The following is a 19,535-nucleotide window of genomic DNA, read 5'->3' on the forward strand; positions in this document are numbered from 1 at the left end:
TGACCCGCTCTGACGTTGCGTTTTATAACAACTTAGTATTGTACGTAAATCCGCCGATAAAAGACCATTCAAAGAATGGTGGGTTATGATGGATTTGAACCATCGACCAATTGATTAAAAGTCAACTGCTCTACCAACTGAGCTAATAACCCGCTCTTTTTGTCGCATTTCGAGTGGGGTAACCATTCGTTTGCTGCGGGCGCTTATAATACTTATTTATAAAATGAGTGCAACCGAAATTGTCTCTTTTTTTAAGTTTTTATGTCTAGATGCACAAAATTAAACCGTTTGTGCTCAAACTACATGCAAATCCAAGATTCTTCGAGAGTTTCCATGTAGTTTGCTCGCCTTAACTAGAAATTTAATCGCTGGTGAACTTTAGTTTCCCAAACGATCAGTTGCTAGTTTTGCAGCGGTAGTACTTGGGTATTGATTGATAAGATCGCTCAATATTTTTTGTGCTTGCGCCGCTGAACCTTGATCTTGTAAAAGTGTGCCTAACTTTAGCATTGCATCTGGACGTTTATTAGAATTTGGAAATTCGTTAACAACCACTTTAAAATGCTCCACCGCTTTTACGCCATCATTTTTAATAGTAAGCAACTGCCCTAACCAATAATGCGCGTTAGACGCATATACAGAGTTTGGATAGGTAGTCAAAAACGTTTGAAATTCAGGAATCGCTTGATCATAACGTTTATCTTTCATTATTAACGCAACAGCACGCTCGTACGCTTCATTTTCAGATAAGTCACTGCTGTAGCTCTGTGCATCGTTTGGCTGCGCCTGATCGACTACTGGAGCTGCTGTTGGCTGTGTATAAGCCTGGCTCACGCGGTTTTCAATCTCTTGATACAACTCACGCTGACGCTGCAGTACTTTTTCAAGTTTGTAGCTTTGCTCTTCAGTTACACCGCGAATTTGACTTACTTCGTCTTGTAACAAGTTAAGTTGTTGCTGTAACTCTACTTGTAAAAAATTACGCGACTGCATCATATTCTCAAGCGACGCTAATCGCTTCTCAATACTTGATTGTGAACTTGCAGCTTCTGAAACAGGAGCGGGAGCAGCCATTAACTGGGTGCTCCCGCTCAATATCATGGCTGCCAAAATAATTTTCGGCTTCATAATATCTCTTATCTTAGTAAACTAGTACCGCACGGCGGTTTTTAGCGAAAGCTGATTCAGTGCGAGATTTAACCATTGGCTTCTCTTCACCGTAGCTTACCACTGACATTTGGCTAGCTGAAACACCTAAGCTTAATAGGTATTTTTCAACTGCTTGGCCACGGTGCTCACCTAGTGCAATGTTGTACTCTGGAGTACCGCGCTCATCTGCGTGGCCTTCAATTAGTACTTTAACTGATGGGTTTTGAACTAAAAACTCAGCATGTGCACGAAGTAAATCAGCGTACTTACCTTCAACAGTCGCTTTATCAAAGTCAAAGTAAATTACTTGCTCTTGACGAAGTGCTTCGTACTTTTGACGAAGTTGCTCTTCTGCTAGTTGCTCAGGAGAGATTGTAGCTACTTCAACTGTATCAGTGTTAGTTGATTGCTCAACAACGCCTTGATTTGATTGGTTTGCAGCACCTTCATCAATATCAGAAGATGAGCTACAAGCGGCTAATGTCATTACTGGCACAGCAATTAGCAGGCCTTTAAGTATTTTGTTAAGTTGCATTGAGTAGATTCCTATTTTGAGTAAACCAGTAATATTACTGTAAGTATGGCGACCAAGCTGGTGCCTTTACTTGTCCGTCTAGCACAGGTAACCGTGCTTTAAAGCGGCCGTCCATCGATACTAGCGCAAGTACCTGTTTATTATTATGGAGCGTGCTGTATATAATCATCGAACCATTTGGCGCTATGCTCGGTGATTCATCTAGGCGTGTTCTCGTTAATACTTGAAACGCACCTGTAGCCAGCTCTTTCTTAGCAAGATGGTACTGCCCGTTGGTACGGTTAACCATCACTAATTCTTTTCCATCTGGTGTTATAGAACCAGCAAGGTTCATATCACCATCAAAGGTGAGTCGTTGTGACCTACCTGTTTTTAAATTTAACTTATAAATCTGAGCATTACCACCCCTTTCAGATGTAAACACAATATCTTGGCCATTAGGGTACCAAGATGGCTCAGTATCTATGCTACGATGATTTGTTAAGCGTGTTTCTTTACGTGTAGCAAGGTCAAGCATGTAAACTTCTGTCGCACCCGTCTTATCCTTAGAAAGCACTAATAATAGCTTTTTACCATCTGGCGAAAACTGCGGTGCACCATTAATACCACGGTAGCTTGCTATTATTTCACGCTTACCTGTGTATATATCTTGAATGTAAATTTGGCTTTGACGGTTTTCAAACGTTACATACGCTAGTTTAGTACCATTCGGTGACCATGCTGGCGACATTAATGGTTCTTTTGAACGAAGTAACACCTGTTCGTTAAAACCATCGTAATCAGCAACGACTAGCTGATAAGGTTTAGGCTCGTTATCACGTACTATTACATATGCAATTTTAGTTAAAAACGCGCCCTTTTCACCCGTTAGCTTTTCATAAATAACATCACTGATTCGATGAGAGTAACGGCGAAAACCACTCTCGCCAATAACACTTTCACGCGCTTCTAAAATATGATCTTGGCTTTTAACTAACTTACCGTTACTCATCATTTGCGTATTGCCACCGGTAATTTGGCCGCGAATCACATCAACTAACTCATAACGAACTAAATAACGCCCATCAGTTTGTTGTTCAACCTCACCAACAAGAACAGCTTCAACACCTTTATTAACCCAAGACGCATAATCAATTTCGCCATCTTTACTTGGCTGTTGCGGCATTTGCGCCACATCAACAGGTTTAAACTTACCACTGCGCATTAAATCGGCAGCAATAACACCACTTAGCTTTTCAGGAATTGGACCAACACCTTGGTATTTAAAAGGTACAATGGCAATAGGCCTTGCACCGTCTACACCTTCTGTTATTACAATTTCAAGCGCTGCATTAGCAACACCCGTAAACCCAAACAGTAAAACTAAACAGGCTATTTTTATTTTGTTGAACATATCATTCCTTTAAAATTCTGGCTTGATTGTTAAATTAATATTCTTAAGTTTTTCGAATACGTCTTTATCTTTAGATACCGGTAATGTGTCAGCCATGCGCACTGCTCTTAATGCAGCTTCACATACTAACTTGTCGCCACCTAATGATTTAACTTGCGTTACTAAACCATTAAAGCCCAAACGAATATTAACTCGGCACTGTTGGTTTTTCATTTTTTCATCAATCAGTAAGTTTTGCTGAATACGCGCCATAATTAATGCACGGTACTTATCAACTTCGCTCACCACTTGTTGCTGACGTATTTTACTACGGGCAGCCTGCTCTTTGGCAAGTTGCTCTTGTAACATTTGCTCTTGCATTGCTTGCTGGCGTTTACGTTCGGCCTCAGCAGCACGCTCTTTTGCTTCCTCTTCACGCTTTTTGCGCTCAGCTTCTGCTTTTTTAAGCGCTTCTTCTTCAGCTTTGCGTTTGTCAGCTGCTGCTTTTGCTGCGTTTTCAGCTTCTTGCTTTTGCTTTTCGGCTTGCTTAGCTTTAGCACGCTCTTTTTGCTCAATGGCACGTGCTTTTTTAGCTTCTGCCTCGGCTTGCGCTTTTTCTTTCTCTTTAGCTTTACGCTCTTGCTCTAGCTTTTTAATATTACGTGCTTCTGATTCACGTTGCTTGCGTGCATTGGCCGCTCTGCGTTCTAAATCACGGATACGTTTATCTTCAGCACTTTTTTTATCTTTTTCTTTCTTTTGAAGTTCAGCAATTTTTTGCTCAACTTGTTTTTGATCAACTGTAACGGCTGATACCGCTTTATCTGGCGTAGGTATAGCCGAATTAAGCGTTACTTCCATTACTTTAGGTGTTGGCGGATGAATATTTGCAGAAGCATACAAAAATCCACCAATCCCTAAATGAAGTACTATTGATTTTACTACTGAACTATTCATACAGCTACTTACCCTCAAAGGATTCAGTCATTAATCCTACTGATGGTACGCCTGCATTTTTCAAAAAATCCATTAGTAATAATACTTCTTGATACGACACCTTACCCGAGCCTTTAATCATTACCGGCACGTCAGGGTTTTTCATTAGCTGTAATTTTATAACCGCCGCTACATCAAGTGCTTCCATAGGCTCTTCTGGATCAGTACCTACACTCACGTAATATTTACCTTGTGCATCTATTGAGGCAATAATAGGCGGAGTATCTTTAGTATCAACTAAATCAGACTCTTCCATTTTAGGTAAATCAACTTTTACACCATGCGTAATAAGCGGTGCTGTAGCCATAAATATTATAAGTAGTACCAACATTACATCAATGTAAGGTACTACATTAATCTCTGCGACCGGACGGCGCTTTTTACGCTGATACATTCGCTTGTGCCTCTATTTGTGTAGCTGCTTGACGGTGTAAAATATTAGCAAACTCTTCCATAAAGTTAATATAGTGAGACTCAAGCTTTTCAACACTGTTTGAAAAACGGTTATAAGCAATAACAGCAGGGATCGCCGCAAATAAACCCATAGCAGTCGCAATAAGTGCCTCTGCAATACCTGGTGCTACCATTTGTAATGTAGCTTGCTTAACTTCACCTAGTGCAATAAAGGCATTCATTATACCCCACACTGTACCAAACAAACCGATGTACGGACTTATAGAACCTACTGTTGCTAAAAACGATAGACTAGATTCCATTTTCTCAATTTCACGAGAAAGCGCAACACGCATAGAGCGGTGCGTTCCTTCCATAACAATACTCGCACTTTGAAATGTATTCTTTTTATGACGAGCAAACTCTTTAAAGCCCGAAGTAAACAAAGCTTCAATGCCTTGAGACTGACCGCTGCGTGACGATATCTCGTTATATAATTTGCTTAAATCAATACCCGACCAAAACTTTTGCTCAAATTTCTTAGCATTTATTAGCGCATCCGATATTGCTTTTTTACGTTGAAATATAATTGTCCACGACATTACAGACATGGCAACTAGCCCTAACATTACTAATTGAACAAGCAAACTTGCTTCTAAAATTAGATCTAAAAAATTAAGCCCTGATCCCACGTTAAACTCCTAAATAATTTCAAAATACGGCAAATTGGTTAATTTGTGTAAATATGACCGTTTACACGGCCAAAAGTTGCATCTAGTGTATCTAGTCCATTTCAAGCTGACAACGGTATTGCTATGAATAGGCAACAAAAAACGTTAAAAAACAGCTTTAGTTGGCATTTCCCTTTGCCTCAGTATTTTATTTAAACTTTTAAACAAACTCGCTAACTATAAATATGCGTAAATATATACATGAAACGTCATAAAATGCGCCGTTTATTCAAAATAAGAGCATAAACACTCAAAACCTATAAGCCTCACCTGCACGTAATAGTAAAACTAATACCGAGCTATAACGAAATAAATTACTTAAGTTATAAATTTCATAAACTTATAAATTTAACGATTAATTAACGCACAAGATTCAAACAACAATAAAATTCACTAAATTAGTTTTTCTAATCTGAAAATACAAATTTTCTAGTTTGAACAAAAAAGTAAACTTACGTATTATTCTCCCATACCGAGCTAGCGCACTGAATGAGATAGTTTCATTAAGCCAAGTTCTTAGTAATAGGATATTTTATCGTATTACATTGTTTTACTCTTTCTGGATAAAACCAAATTTAGTAAAACGTAGTTCCCCTGGATTACTTCCTTCAACTTGTTGTTTGCCCGCATTTTTTGCGGGCTTTTTTTTGCCTGCAATTTAGCGCGCTACATATTTTATTTATAAACTAATAATTGCCCTACCTAATTTACAATAAGTAATTCGCTTACTAGTTTGAATGGTACGCAGGATAGCCTCGCGAGTCTTAACGCCCTGTGAATTAACAGTTAACTATAAAGCGTATTTGTATTTTGAAATAACATTTGCAACAGTGTGTTGAGGTTTTGGGTATAATAATTTGAAACAAAGGGATACTGAGACAATTACCTGCTGCGCAATAAACCACAGCAAGTAAAGTATATAGGCTAGTCTTTTTTAGGAAGTAAACCAAAGTGATGGTATGCACTGTCAGACACTATGCGCCCACGTGGTGTACGTTGAATAAATCCTTGCTGGATTAAAAATGGCTCTATTACATCTTCTATTGTTTCGCGCTCTTCGCCAATAGCAGCCGCTACATTGTCGAGCCCGACAGGGCCGCCCATAAATTTTTCGATTATGGCGAGTAAATATTTGCGGTCCATATAATCAAAACCACTTTTATCTACGTCAATCATATCAAGGGCTTGCTTAGCTACATCGGCGTTTACTGTACCGTCAGATTTTACTTGAGTGTAATCGCGTACACGGCGCAATAAGCGGTTTGCAATACGTGGGGTGCCACGCGAGCGCTGAGCAATTTCGGTTGCACCATCATCACACATCTCTAAATCAAGGTAATGTGCAGAGCGCCCTACTATGTGCGATAAATCTTCTACAGAATAAAACTCTAATCGCTGCACAATTCCAAAACGGTCACGCAGTGGCGATGTAAGTGAGCCTGCTCGTGTGGTTGCACCAATAAGTGTAAATGCAGGTAAGTCTAATTTAATAGAACGCGCAGCTGGGCCTTCACCAATCATTATATCAAGCTGGTAGTCTTCCATTGCGGGATAGAGTATTTCTTCAACTTGTGGGCTTAATCTGTGTATTTCATCAATAAACAGTACATCGCCTTCTTCTAAATTGGTAAGTAGTGCGGCTAAATCACCTGCTTTTTCAAGTACAGGGCCTGATGTTGTTTTAATACTTACGTGTAATTCATTGGCGACAATATTTGCAAGCGTGGTTTTACCAAGCCCAGGTGGGCCAAATATTAATAAATGATCGAGCGCTTCACCACGGGTTCGCGCAGCTTCAATAAAAATTTCCATTTGCTGCTTAACATGAGGCTGGCCTCTATAGTCGGCTAAAAGTTTTGGCCTTATTGCACGATCTATAGAATCTTCATTTGTTTTTTCAGTCGCATCAATTAAGCGATCCGCTTCAATCATGGGTTACTCACAACATAGATTTTAAAGATTCTCTAATAAGAACCTCAGTAGACATATCGGGTTTACTTATCGATTTTACTGCTTTTTGAGCTTGTGGCAATTTATAACCTAATGCAAGCAGTGCCGATACGGCATCATCCGCTGCATTATTAGCAATTGTCGCATCGCTCATTGGCTCTATTACTGCGCTATCGCTAAATGGTGTAAATAAATCATTACCCCAATCTTTTAGTCTGTCTTTCATTTCGAGTACTAAACGCTCCGCTGTTTTTTTACCTACACCGGGTAATTTAACAAGCGATGTTGAGTCTTCGTTATTTACACAACTTACAAATTGTTTTGCCGACATGCCCGATAAAATAGCTAAGCCAAGTTTTGGCCCTACGCCATTTGCTTTTAATAGCTCTCTAAACAAGGCACGTTCAACTTTATTATTAAAACCAAATAATAGCTGAGCATCTTCACGCACTACAAAGTGAGTGTAAACAATCGCATTTTCACCAATTTTTGGTAAATCGTAAAAACAGGTCATCGGCATTTGTACTTCGTAACCTACACCACTTACTTCGAGTAATATTTCTGGTGGCTGTTTTTCGACTAAAATACCATTTAAGCGGCCTATCATAATTATTTCCTTAAACGTCCTCTAACGGTTTTGCTTGCGCTGCCCGCTAGTTTAATTAAATTTTGTTCTGAGTGGGCGTGGCAAATCGCAATAGCGAGTGCATCAGCTGCATCGGCCTGTGGCGTACCGGGTAGTTTTAAAATATTTTTTACCATGTGTTGCACTTGTGTTTTATCTGCGCCACCGTTGCCTACTACTGCTTGCTTAATTTGCCTAGCTGAGTATTCAAATACGGGTAAGTCGGCCATTGCAGCGCCAACAATCGCAGCACCTCTAGCTTGGCCTAGTTTTAAAGCTGAATCGGGGTTGTGCGCCATAAATACTTTTTCAATGGCAAAGGTTTCTGGCGAAAACTGCTCAATAAGCTGTGTAATGCCTTGGTAGATCATTTTAAGCCTAACCGGAAAAGGATGATCGGCTAACTTAATACAGCCACTGCCTAAGTATGTAAATTTAGAACCTTGATGGGCAACAACACCATATCCGGTCAAACGTGAACCAGGATCGATCCCTAAAATGATGGCCAAACAGCGCTCCATTGTTATTATTTTTAAATTACGCTAATAATGCCAGAGCACTGTATAAATTACCAGTACAAAGAAAAACAAAAATGCCCACGTACTAGGTGGGCATTTACAGGAGTATGTTAGTTTAAGCTTACCCTAGGGCACGCACTAATCCTTGGGTGTTTTGTTTAAGTGTTCGGGCAATCATTAAATAACCTAAACCAGCCACAAATACGCCACCAGCTACCGGACCAATAATCCATATATGTGGGTGTAACTTACCTGCTAAATCAAACATTTGTTGCTGCACAATTAAAAGCGCTATATCACTAAAAAATGCAGCCACTAAACCAGCTAAACCGCCGAGTAATAAAAACTCATACAGGGTCGCGTTTTTAATTAATCGGCTTTTAGCGCCTAGCGTTCGAAGTATTACAATTTCTTGCATGCGCTCACCTAAACTAGCTTGCACTTGCGATATAAGTACAAGCGCGCCACACAGCACAACAATTGCCAGTACAAAGCCAATGGCGAGTGATACTTGCGAAATAGTTGTTTGTATTTGCTTAACAAAGTTATCAATATCAATCGCTGTAATAGTAGGGTAAGTACGCAATAACTGGCTAAAATCACGCTTTTGATCTGGGTTTATACGTACCGACGAAATATACGTTGCCGGAAAATCTGCAAGTACATCTGGGCTTAAAATAATAAAAAAGTTAGGTTTAAGCGTGGCCCAATTAACTTTGCGCACACTGGTGATTTTAGCGTCGAACGACTGCGAACCAATTAAAAATGTAAGCGTATCGCCTATCTCAACATCTAAACGCTCAAGCATCGACTCCTCTACTGAGGCTTCAGCCATCGCATTTTCACCAAACCACGTGCCTTGTGTTACTTCATTTTGGTCAGGCACATCTTTAAGCCATGTAAGGTTTAGCTCGCGGCCAATACCTGCACGTGCTTCTTCGTCTTTTTTCTCGTTGTCTTGCAGCGATACAGAACGTGCTACCAACTCGCCGTTTACCGCATTTACGCGCCCACGAATAGTTGGATAAAACTCTGATACCTGAATATCTTTTTGAGCTAAATATTCATTAATTGGCTCAAGCTCATTTTGAGTAATATTAACTAAAAACGCATTTGGCGCATCGTTTGGTAGTTGCGACTGCCAATCAGATATCATGTCGTTTTTAAGTACCACTAAAAACAGCAGTAATTTAATCGCTAACGAAAAACTAATTAACTGTACCGCGTTCACATTTGCACGCTTTTGAATGGATGCAATTGCAAGCGACCAACTGTTACCTGGCTTTAATCCTAGTTTTCGACCACCACCAAATATTAATTTAGATACTAAAAACAGCACACCAATTAGCGCAAGTGTTGATATAAACAAAATAAGCGTTATTTTTATGTTGTTACTAAATAACCACATTAATAAAAACACAGTTAGCGCACTCATACCTAAATGCACACGACTTACAGCCAACTTGTCGCCTAAGTTACGGCGCAGAACTCTAAGCGGCGGAATATCAAATAAATCAAATAACGGTTTGATAGAAAACATAACAGCACAAATTACGCCAGTGCTTATAGCCACCAGCCAAGGTTTAAAGCCACCTAAAGGTAACTCTGTGCCCATACTTTTTGATAAGTAACTTGTTGCTATTTCTTGCAAGCCATAACCAATTAACAGCCCTATACTTACCGCCATTGCACATACAAGCAATAAATGAAGCATGTATATTTTGCGGATCATTGAGCGGCTACCGCCGAGCGTTTTCATCATCGCTACTGGGTCGTATTGGCGTTCACAATAACGTTTTGCTGAAACAGCTATAGCCACTGCTGCCAAAATAATGCCCAGTAAACCAGCTAGTAATAAAAAGCTCTCAGCGCGGTTTAAGCTGTTTGAAATGGGTGATTGGCGGTCTTTAACGCCATACCATTGTTGGTTTTCTTTCATTTGTGGTTTAAGCCACTCGTAAAAGCTATTTATGTCGGCCTCACTACCTGCATAAAGTTGGCGGTAATAAACACGACTACCCGGCTGCACAACTTCGGTTTTTGCCACATCGTCAATATTGATAAGCACGCGGCGGCTGCTCGAAAATACATTAAATGGCGCATCGGGCTCTTCTACAATAACTTTTGAAACATTAAATAATGCAGCGCCAAGCTCTACTTGCGCGCCTATATCAATATTTAAACTGTAAAATACCGACTCACTTAGCCACACATTACCAGGCGTTGGTCCGCTATTAGCAACCTTAGTTTCACCGGTTAGGGTATCTTTAACTTTTAACTGCCCTTTTAACGGGTACGCATTAGATGCCGCTTTTACTGAGCTAAACTGCATTTCATCATCGGCAAACAACATAGTGTCGAAATACACCATTTGCGCCGTTTTTAAATTTTGGCTCTGAGCTTGAGTAATAAAAGCGGTGTCCAGAACATGGTCGCTTGCAAGTACACGGTCTGCAGCAATAAAAGCACTGCTTTTTTGCGCAATACTTTGCCCTATTCGCTCAGTAACCATCGACAGTGTAAGCACGGTTAACACAGCAAGAGCGATAGCTGCGCTTATAACCGTGAGCTCACCACGGCGAAATTCTCGCGAAAATAATTTAAGCGCTAACTTAACCCACATTAGCAACGTCCTCTACTTGGCTTTTTACCAGTAAACCCGCTTCTATTTGAATAATGTGCTCACATTTTTGTGCAAGCCCTTCATCGTGAGTCACCAAAATAAGCGTGGTGCCGTGTTGCGTGTTTAAATCAAATAATAAGGATTCAATCATTTTACCGTTTTTGCTGTCTAAATTAGCCGAAGGCTCATCAGCAAATAGTATTTTAGGTGTACCAATAAATGCTCGCGCAATAGCAACACGCTGCTGTTCACCGCCAGAGAGTTGCGACGGGTAATGATCAATTCGATGGCTCAAGCCTACTTTTTCAAGCAAAGCAATTGCTTGCTCTTTTGCATCACTTTCACCAGCGAGCTCTGCTGGTAGCATAACGTTTTCAAGTGCCGTTAAGCTTTGTACTAACATAAACGATTGAAACACAAATCCAATTTTAGCCGCGCGCAGTGCAGCACGCTCTTCTTCATCTAAATTGTGTAATGGCTCGCCATCTAAAAATATTTCACCGCTGCTTGCGGTATCCAGCCCCGCTAATAAACTGAGTAACGTAGATTTACCTGAGCCCGACGTGCCAACTATAGCAACAGACTCGCCATGCTTGACATTAAAGCTGATGTCGCTGAGGATGGGCAGCTCACCTTCAAAGGTAGAGACTATTTTAGACAAACCATTAACCTGAATTATATTTAATTGAGAAAGCGCTGACATATGACTCATTCAATCCTTCGTTTAGTATTCATTTTATTTTTAGTTATCAAACCGCTGAGCGCAGCAGCCGACAACACGATTTTAATACTCGGTGACAGTTTAAGCGCAGCCTACGGACTTCAACAAGAAGAAGGCTGGGTAAAATTGTTACAAGATAAATACGATGACGAACAAGCCGACATTGAACTTATCAACGCCAGTATTAGTGGCGAAACATCTGGTGGAGCCCTACGCCGTTTAGATGCATTGCTTGAGCAATACGAACCCACTCATGTACTTATTGAGCTAGGTGCTAATGACGGTTTACGTGGTTTTCCAGTCAAAAAAATGCAAACTAACTTAACGTCTCTTATTCAAAAAAGCCAAGCAGCTAATGCCATGACCGCCTTAATGGAGATTTACATTCCCCCTAATTACGGCCCGCGTTACAGTAAAATGTTTACTGACACTTTTTCGCGCGTTAGCGAAGAAACAAATGCGCGTTTAATGAACTTTTTTATGCTCGATATTGCCGGCCAACCTGAGCTAATGCAAAACGATAGTTTACACCCTAACAAAAAAGCTCAGCCATTAATACGAGATGAGATGTATGACTCGATCAAAAAGTGGTTAAATAAAGACTAGCTAATTAATACACCGCAAGGGCGCCTTTTTAGGCCTCTTGCGTAATAAACACCCAAACAAACAATCGCTTATTGATTTTTTAAAAAATACACGTACTATTGCAAACAACGTCGGTATGTAGCGCAGCTTGGTAGCGCACTGTCATGGGGTGGCAGGGGTCGAGAGTTCGAATCTCTCCATACCGACCATTATTTCCCCTTTAATATCCTGCTCTTACACTAAATTGAAATGTAACTTTTAAAAGCTCATTTGTACTATATTTGTATTATATTTGTATTATTTGTTTTTACTTGCCTTCCAGAACACACTCTCAAGCATAAGAAATATTTATTCGCCAGTTCAAATAAAGATTCAGCAGTAGCTAAAATTGAATTCGCATATTACGATGTTCGTGATTAGATAATAATAAATATTTAGGGAGAAACGATGTCAGGAGTTCTAAAAATTATTGTAGCGTTATTTTTAATAGCGCTAATCGCTGTGCTAACCATTTACGGTAACATCATAGGTTTTTTAATAGGGTTAGGTATTGCCATTATCCTTAACGGCATGTTCAGTAGATGGGATAAGAAAAAAGAAAGCCGCTAACTCGCGGTATTTTATTTACAAAAATTTATTTTTAATCTACATCATTGGTTTATTCCACATGGTCGCTTTATGTGTAGGGCGAAACAGCCTAAGTGTGGAAGTTGTATTATTTAAGATTTATGTGATTATAAAGAAAAGACTGAGTAACTAAATGAAGGATTTAAAATGGATAATGTTGTAAACAAGGAAAGTTTAATTAATGACATGCCAAAGCGACTAAAGTATCTACACAAGGTTCTTTGGCCAGTTGCACACGTTGAAAGAGTACTTTGGCTGTCTTTTATTCTGATAACAATGAGCTATATGGTTGATTGTTACTATCAAGAATATTCTTATATTTCAATTTGCGGATCTTTAGTTTCAGTACTTGGCTTGATCCTTACTATAAAAAATAGCTTTCTTAAAAATCTAAAAAGTACTATTTCGTTAGCAATAGCATCAAGTAATGGGGCTGAGTGTACTCCATTACCTGAAGATGAGATTGCAAACAAAGCCTACCGTGAAAAACTTTACAAATCCGCTCTTGAAGAGGCCACTGGAGTTTCCCTTGTTATATTGGGGACTTTAATAAATGCTTTTGCATCTAAAATCCCCTTAGTTAGTTTATGTAACTAGTTTAAGCTGCAGGCGCTAAGCTGTCGTCATCTAAATAAACTCTGTCATCATCTAGCTCTGCGGTTACGCTTACTTTGTTGGTGGATGATGGTTTTATATCTCTAATCAACACACCGTTGCACCAACGTTCGTTGATACCAAACATGTACAAAGGTGGTTCTATTGAGCCGTCAAATATTGGAGTGAAATCTAGGTCGTCATCAATTATCACTTCGTTATTAGCACTTCCTTTTGTAGCGTTGTATGGGCCGGATAATTTACCGTCTGGTTTTCTGATCGCTAATATATGCGCTTCGCCTGTTTGCCAGTCCAAGCCATCGTCATCAACAAATATTGAGCGGCCATTAACTAACAAAACCCTACCTGTTTGTTCAAAGCCTGGTATATCGTCGGCAAGTGCACAGTAGTCTAAATAGCGTGAATTGAGAGCATCCATTTCTGTTTTAAAGTCAAAACGTGTACGGCGATAGCGACGAGTACGGCGCTTGCGCATACCATATTGATAAGCTTTGTCTCGATTTGTAATGCCAAATGCTCTTACTTTTTCTGGATTAATCCCCAAGTCACCTGGTAATAAACACAGGATAGTTTCTGATTTCCAAGTAACTGGGCTGAAGTATTCCACTTCTATACCATCGGGTTCGTCGTCATCAATCAGTTTTATAGAGCGCTTTAACATGCCTATGTAATTATCTGGCTGATACATGTGCTTATAAATAGTTCGCTTTTGGTCGCGAACTGGGGTGATTTGGCCATAGTCGATGGTTGGCTCGGCAAAACCAACAGCAAGCACCCGCTTTAATACTTCGAACATAGTGCTTTCGCTGTCAAATACTGCATTAAACTCATCTCCCCTTTCATGCCAAATAGCGTGTAATGCTTCTATTGCCTCTAAACCTATTTTACTATCTGCATTCCCTGCACTTTTTACTACATGTGCAAAAAATGGAGCTATATCTGTGGTGGGTCTTGGCTCACTCCATACGCCATTTTCAAAAACTGGTAAAACACGGGTGGCAATAAGATTAAATTTGTTTTCAGCTGATCCGGCTAAGTTATTGGTTCCACGTATTCTCACTGCGAGGGTTGTCATGCCATCATACTTTGTTGCACTTTCAAGCTCGGCTTTTAATGCTGTCCAATAAACATCATCATATATACGGGTATCATCACTTGCTTGTGTTGTGCGCTTTACTCTGACTTCAGGCCGTATTTTTTCAGGTAGGGTTATTGGTATTGTTTCACCTAATTGGTCATTTGTTGCATTTGAAAATAAAATATTTGGAGCTTGATGCCATTCAAGCGAACCTTCGGCTCTATACTCAACTAAAATATTAACTGACCGATTTTGAAAATTACCGTCATCGTCTAACTCTCCCAATCCCCTAGGAATTGAAAAATCTAACCATAATTGATCGGTTACTTCTCCCTCCGGTACAGCAAAGAATGGTCCATTAAACTCACCATCGCCGCCCCCGTCTTCAGTAAATACTTTTGCATAAGAGTTAGATTCAGTTACAAAGCCTGTCCAAGTTGTATCTTCTTGATATTGCCCATCTAGCTTTTTAAGCTCATTGCCTTGAGTGTTTTTATCAATTATTTCGTAATAACCATCGTTTTCAGGATTGTTAGCATATTGAATTTTAACAATTTCGCCTTCTTCAAAAGGTAAAGCCGTTCTATGTTTGAAATTACCTATCTCTGGTTCATACTCTTCTTCAAAGGCAATTATCTGCTTACCAGAAAACGAGTAGCTATATGTGTTATTTTCGCCGCCAGTGCTGGTTATTTTACCTTTTAACTCAATACCCGTACTACCTGATGTTGAGCCTACTTCACTTGAGGTATAAACATTACGATATGCTTCATGACTACTTACATCGTCACCAGGACCAAATATTTCATAAAACACATCACCTGTGTAACTTTTAACCGGTGTATTGGCAATAAACACCTCTTCAGGTAATATTTCATACTCACCACTGCCGACACTTAACATTAAATAAAGCCACTGCTCGTTATCAATGTATTCGCGGCGCGGCATGGTTAAGTAATCTGGGTAAATTAAGTGACGACCAGCTGCTTCGGGAATGATGCCCATCAAACGAGGTTTGTTACCTTGAGTATTTACATCATAAATACTACTGCCGTCAGGAGTCGTTGAGTTATAGTTATCGGGAATTTGGTTGGCTGTATAAACTGCATAACCTACGGCTACAATTGCAATCACAGCATAAGCAATTGTTGCAGGATCTTTAGCCTCAACAATTAACTTAATATCGTCATTGCTTTTGAAAGTATAAGCAGCCCATTTACTAGGAAGTAGATGACGGTCGTTAATGGTTACACTAAATAAGGGCTGTTCACACTCAAAATAGTCAGGCACATTTTTCTTTAACCAATCATCTAATGTTTGACCAACGAAACCGATACAGGATTCGAATAAATCAAGATCAAGCTTGTTAGGGTAAATCTTCATTTCAACCTGTGTACTCATAAAACTTAACCTTAAAAAATAACCGCTTAAAATCTGCGATTGTTACAATAGACGGGCCTTTTTTCCGTGAGGTATGCAGTATTTGCAACTGCCCATCAACAACTACGCATAACCCCATATGTATTAAATTTTGCCCTCTAAAGCCGCAAGCAAGCGCCTGCTCTTTTGGTTGGCAAGGCTTAAACTGATCAACAAGCTTACTATAGGCGTTTGTTAATTTGGCTTTGTCATCGGCCCTTACATGGCCAAACGACTTAAACAGCGGTTTACCAAATACATTGTGCAGCACAAGACGTGGCTGACCCCAACAATCAAGGCCTGCCATATCTCGACCACCATCAACGTAAGGTACGCTTAGATAATCATTTATGTGTTTCATAGTTAACTGAAGTATTTGAGCCCTGGGGCAATGGATGGTGTGTAACGGTTTTTAGGCCAAGCTTTATTTACTAAATCATTAAATGACGCCACTACATTTAAACTTAGCGCTGTGGCCTGAACATCAACCGCTTTCATTTCAACTGCAGGTTCAGCGGGTTCTGTTAAATTACTCGCTGTATAAACACGGTAAATAACCTTAATTGGAATACCCGCATCAATTGCTTGCTTTACTTTGGTTAGTGCTTCGCCAGTGACATTATCAATTTGAAATTGTAAGTCTTGCCGCCCTTTTACCCCGCGGGCTGGGAGTGAAACCCCCATTCCGCTGGCTAAAAAAATGACCATTTCGCCCCCTTCAATGCCAGCTATTACATCATCAAAGCCATCGCAAATTCTAAGTTGCCATAAAGAATCAGCTTGTAGTTCTAATGTGTGTATTGGTAGGTCGTTGACTGGAGCACTGGCGTATATTTTTTGAAGTACTGTGGACATAGCGCCTCTTTCATAACTATATTTTGTTTACGCCATACTTGGTCTCGCTATGGCACTCTATAATATCATCAACATTAAATATGGTAGCTGGCCTTCCGATTGTATTCTCTGTGTATTCAACAATTTCAGGAATGAAATACATTTTGTTAGAGCTTGTTCTTTCTGTCCAACTTCTAAGGCCTATATCTTTTCTTTTTGAGCAGTCAGCATTCCACATTTTTGTTTCAACTGTATAATCAAAACCATTACTCGAACCAGTAGCCTTAACCATATCAATACCAGCATTGGCATTCCCTGCAACTCTGTCATTTTCTGTAAGTGGTTCGGCCACATCGTTTGAGTTAGGGAAATAGACTCTAAAAGGTTCGGCTGCGTTATAGATTAGCATTCCATTCATGGGAGGCTGATTCGTTTGTTGCATGGCGCCCATAAGTTGATTAAAAACGGTGTTATCACGCTTAACAACTAATTTATTGTATCTTCTTACACCATACTTTGTTATTTCACAGTTCATATAATGTATAGAGGATAACTCTAAAGGCTCCTTAGCATAAGTAAACTCACCCCCCCCCTTGCTTGAATCAGCGGCATATATATCAGCCAAAAATTCAAAGTGAAACCTATCACCTTCCATAATTTCTTTATTCACGTTAGGGTCAAAAGGCTTTCCATCAACAAAAAAGTGAATCCATTTAAAAACTTCACAACCGTGTGCAAGACCAACATACTTTCCTGATTCTCCATCCCTACTGACAACATGAATGAAGTTAAAGTTGCCTTGAGCAATATCAACGCCTGCATGCCTGACCCAAGGAGAGTACCAGCCACTTTCTGTATACTCAGGTCGATCTAAATATTTAAAAGTATGCTCTAAATATTCATCACCTACTTTTTGTAAAACTGAGAATGAGGTGGGAGTGCTTGGCCTAATGACAATATCTTTACTAAAAAGTTTAGGGCTCTCATTATTGTTTACGTATAAATCCAATTTAAAAGCGGCTGGCGAGTTAATAGAGCTACAGGCGCGAATGTATTTAGCATCTGCATTTGAGACAATTACATTCTGCTCGTTATAATTCCCATCAGCTGTTATTTGGCTTGTTAAATAATTAAAGTCTTTATCATAAACAGCAATCCCTATTGCGGGACTTGCAATCCTTCCTGTGTATTTTAGTGTAGGTGTGCCTTGCGGTAATGGTATAAAATCACTCATTCTATAAAGGCTAGAGCCTTTTACCGTACCATCACCTTGCAAGTAAGCTTCAGTTGTTTCGGATTCATCTATAACCCTAAGTAAACTACCCGTTATATTATATTTTGCTGTTTTAAGTGAAAACTCATTTATAGATGATATGGCGCAACAAGCTCGCATGTAAGCAACATTTGGATTGTTTATTTTCACTTTTTCGTTAACAACATCGGAAAATGTCTGAGTAAATAAAACATTCAAATCTCTATCATAAAACGTAATTGCTGACGTTGGCGGTATTGCTTTCCCTGTATAAATTAGTTCAGTATGGTTTGTTACTGCTATTAACGGTGTTGATTTGTAGTTTGTTGCACTTACATAAGCGCCATCGGATGATCTTATATAACCATCTATTAATGGGAACTCTTTTGTAATATCCACATTAATTGAATCAATAGTGTCTGTAATTTCATTTATTTTATCAACATAACTATCAATATTTATTAAGTTAATAAATGCCTTATAACCATTATTTGCGTTAATTGAAGAACAGACTCTTATGTATGCAGCATCGGGCTGATTTATTGATATTTGCAAGCCGGCTATATCTCCGTCTTTATTCGCATAAGCTTCGATTAAAGCCTTGTTTTTGTCGTACACAGCCACGCCCGCAACGGTTGTGTACGTTCTTCCAGTGTATTCAATTAGTGCGTTGTTTTTAATTGCTATAAATGGTGTAATTTTATAAAGAGTTGAGGATAAAACTTCACCATCTGAGGCCCTAATGTAACCATCGGTTAGTGGGTACGTTGAAAAAATGTCAACTTCAGTGAAGATTAAGCTTTTTAGTGAGAATTCTGCGTTTTTACCTTCCACCTCTAAGTTTCTTATGTTTGTAGGCGTTACTTTTATTTTTAAGGTGGATAACACCCTTAAATCTGTTGTGGCTATTAAATATAAAGCCCCCTCTGGTACGATATATAAACCGCTGCGGGCTGACCTAACACCTGATAAAAAAACGTAGTTTTCATCATAAAATGCCAAGCCGGTATGTAGTTCGTTATAACCTTCAAAGAAAAAAGTCGATAAGGGGCTTACTTTAATAAATCCTGTGCTTTTATAGTTTTCATTGCTTTGGCGCTGTCCATTAAGCGCGCTTACCAATGATCCACTTATCAAATCACCTGTTATTTCTTTAGAAAGCTGGTTGCTTATCGCATCAATTGAGGGATATTTCTTTTTAAATTTAGCCGTTCCTGACTCATTTTGGTATAAATCTAGGTATGTATCATCGTTTTCACTCACTACACTAAAATACTCTGATCCAGAGGCAATACCAGCTGCGGTAGTGGCGTATTTCACCGCATCAATATCGGCAGCTGCATCTAAAACCAGCTGAATTTTTGCGTTAACTTCATCCAATGTTTTTTTCTGTACGCTTGGCTGCTGTTGGCCGTTGATAGTGACAGTAGTGTTTTCATCACCTTGCAACACTTCACTTAACTGATCTACTGCTGTGCTGAGTTGCTCAACTAGGGTTAAATAATTCGCCAT

At 39.5% G+C, this 19,535-nt stretch carries 18 protein-coding genes and 2 tRNA genes; 4 read left to right on the plus strand and 16 right to left on the minus strand.

From position 1 onward, the window contains the following. Window positions 1-76: 76 nt before the first annotated feature. The 12 genes from H5087_RS08755 to H5087_RS08810 all read right to left on the minus strand — a co-directional run bounded on the left by H5087_RS08755 (window position 77) and on the right by H5087_RS08810 (window position 11,595). Window positions 77-152: transfer RNA gene (locus tag H5087_RS08755), tRNA-Lys, on the minus strand. A 226-nt stretch (window positions 153-378) separates the two neighbouring features. After that, a complete protein-coding gene (gene ybgF / locus H5087_RS08760) occupies window positions 379-1,128 on the minus strand; it encodes a tol-pal system protein YbgF (protein ID WP_033021320.1) in 750 nt (249 codons plus the stop codon). A gap of 13 nt (window positions 1,129-1,141) precedes the next feature. Beyond that, complete coding sequence (gene pal / locus H5087_RS08765) at window positions 1,142-1,684, minus strand: peptidoglycan-associated lipoprotein Pal (protein ID WP_182671771.1); 543 nt, start codon at window positions 1,682-1,684, stop codon at window positions 1,142-1,144. 34 nt (window positions 1,685-1,718) lie between these two features. Continuing rightward, the gene (gene tolB / locus H5087_RS08770) at window positions 1,719-3,077 is read right to left on the minus strand and encodes a Tol-Pal system beta propeller repeat protein TolB (RefSeq protein ID WP_138488837.1); all 1,359 of its coding nucleotides are present in this window, start codon (window positions 3,075-3,077) and stop codon (window positions 1,719-1,721) included. Window positions 3,078-3,086: 9 nt separating this feature from the next. Next, complete coding sequence (gene tolA, locus H5087_RS08775; protein WP_002960639.1) at window positions 3,087-4,013, minus strand: cell envelope integrity protein TolA; 927 nt, start codon at window positions 4,011-4,013, stop codon at window positions 3,087-3,089. A 4-nt stretch (window positions 4,014-4,017) separates the two neighbouring features. After that, a complete protein-coding gene (gene tolR, locus H5087_RS08780; RefSeq protein ID WP_002960641.1) occupies window positions 4,018-4,446 on the minus strand; it encodes a protein TolR in 429 nt (142 codons plus the stop codon). Continuing rightward, complete coding sequence (tolQ, locus tag H5087_RS08785; protein WP_002960643.1) at window positions 4,433-5,137, minus strand: protein TolQ; 705 nt, start codon at window positions 5,135-5,137, stop codon at window positions 4,433-4,435. Before tolQ ends, tolR begins: the two co-directional genes overlap by 14 nt. Before the next feature lie 963 nt (window positions 5,138-6,100). Continuing rightward, a complete protein-coding gene (gene ruvB, locus H5087_RS08790) occupies window positions 6,101-7,108 on the minus strand; it encodes a Holliday junction branch migration DNA helicase RuvB (protein WP_039490135.1) in 1,008 nt (335 codons plus the stop codon). Window positions 7,109-7,115: 7 nt separating this feature from the next. Next, entirely contained in the window at window positions 7,116-7,733 is a 618-nt protein-coding gene (ruvA, locus tag H5087_RS08795; RefSeq protein ID WP_002960647.1) for a Holliday junction branch migration protein RuvA, read from the minus strand. 2 nt (window positions 7,734-7,735) lie between these two features. Further along, window positions 7,736-8,260 carry a crossover junction endodeoxyribonuclease RuvC gene (ruvC, locus tag H5087_RS08800; RefSeq protein WP_002960649.1) on the minus strand — a complete coding sequence of 175 codons (525 nt, stop codon included), beginning with the start codon at window positions 8,258-8,260 and terminating at the stop codon, window positions 7,736-7,738. Window positions 8,261-8,390: 130 nt separating this feature from the next. Continuing rightward, window positions 8,391-10,892 (minus strand): ABC transporter permease, encoded by a 2,502-nt coding sequence (locus H5087_RS08805; RefSeq protein ID WP_182671772.1) that lies wholly within the window; start codon window positions 10,890-10,892, stop codon window positions 8,391-8,393. Further along, the gene (locus H5087_RS08810; protein WP_154903889.1) at window positions 10,882-11,595 is read right to left on the minus strand and encodes an ABC transporter ATP-binding protein; all 714 of its coding nucleotides are present in this window, start codon (window positions 11,593-11,595) and stop codon (window positions 10,882-10,884) included. Before H5087_RS08810 ends, H5087_RS08805 begins: the two co-directional genes overlap by 11 nt. Between H5087_RS08810 and H5087_RS08815 the strand changes: the two genes are divergently transcribed. From H5087_RS08815 to H5087_RS08830, 4 genes are all read left to right on the plus strand, one after another. Continuing rightward, window positions 11,596-12,219, plus strand: coding sequence for an arylesterase (locus H5087_RS08815; protein WP_182671773.1), 624 nt, complete (start codon window positions 11,596-11,598; stop codon window positions 12,217-12,219). 111 nt (window positions 12,220-12,330) lie between these two features. Further along, window positions 12,331-12,407, plus strand: a tRNA-Pro gene (locus tag H5087_RS08820). Window positions 12,408-12,645: 238 nt separating this feature from the next. Beyond that, window positions 12,646-12,807 carry a hypothetical protein gene (locus H5087_RS08825; RefSeq protein ID WP_182671774.1) on the plus strand — a complete coding sequence of 54 codons (162 nt, stop codon included), beginning with the start codon at window positions 12,646-12,648 and terminating at the stop codon, window positions 12,805-12,807. Between the two features lie 165 nt (window positions 12,808-12,972). Next, on the plus strand, window positions 12,973-13,422 hold the full coding sequence (locus H5087_RS08830) for a hypothetical protein (RefSeq protein ID WP_182671775.1): 450 nt from the start codon (window positions 12,973-12,975) through the stop codon (window positions 13,420-13,422). A gap of 1 nt (window position 13,423) precedes the next feature. On the opposite strand, the gene H5087_RS08835 is transcribed toward H5087_RS08830, so the two are convergent. Genes H5087_RS08835 through H5087_RS08850 form a run of 4 tightly spaced genes read right to left on the minus strand, consistent with a single transcriptional unit; the run spans window position 13,424 to window position 19,535 of the window. Beyond that, a complete protein-coding gene (locus H5087_RS08835) occupies window positions 13,424-15,919 on the minus strand; it encodes a host specificity factor TipJ family phage tail protein (protein WP_182671776.1) in 2,496 nt (831 codons plus the stop codon). Then, complete coding sequence (locus H5087_RS08840; RefSeq protein WP_182671777.1) at window positions 15,903-16,298, minus strand: hypothetical protein; 396 nt, start codon at window positions 16,296-16,298, stop codon at window positions 15,903-15,905. Before H5087_RS08840 ends, H5087_RS08835 begins: the two co-directional genes overlap by 17 nt. A 2-nt stretch (window positions 16,299-16,300) precedes the next feature. Then, window positions 16,301-16,792: a DUF1833 family protein gene (locus H5087_RS08845; RefSeq protein ID WP_182671778.1), complete on the minus strand. Its 492-nt coding sequence runs from the start codon at window positions 16,790-16,792 to the stop codon at window positions 16,301-16,303. 16 nt (window positions 16,793-16,808) lie between these two features. Then, window positions 16,809-19,535 (minus strand): hypothetical protein, encoded by a 2,727-nt coding sequence (locus tag H5087_RS08850; protein WP_182671779.1) that lies wholly within the window; start codon window positions 19,533-19,535, stop codon window positions 16,809-16,811.

It is taken from the genome of Pseudoalteromonas sp. SR43-7, assembly GCF_014163785.1.
GTDB classification, from domain to species: domain Bacteria; phylum Pseudomonadota; class Gammaproteobacteria; order Enterobacterales; family Alteromonadaceae; genus Pseudoalteromonas; species Pseudoalteromonas distincta.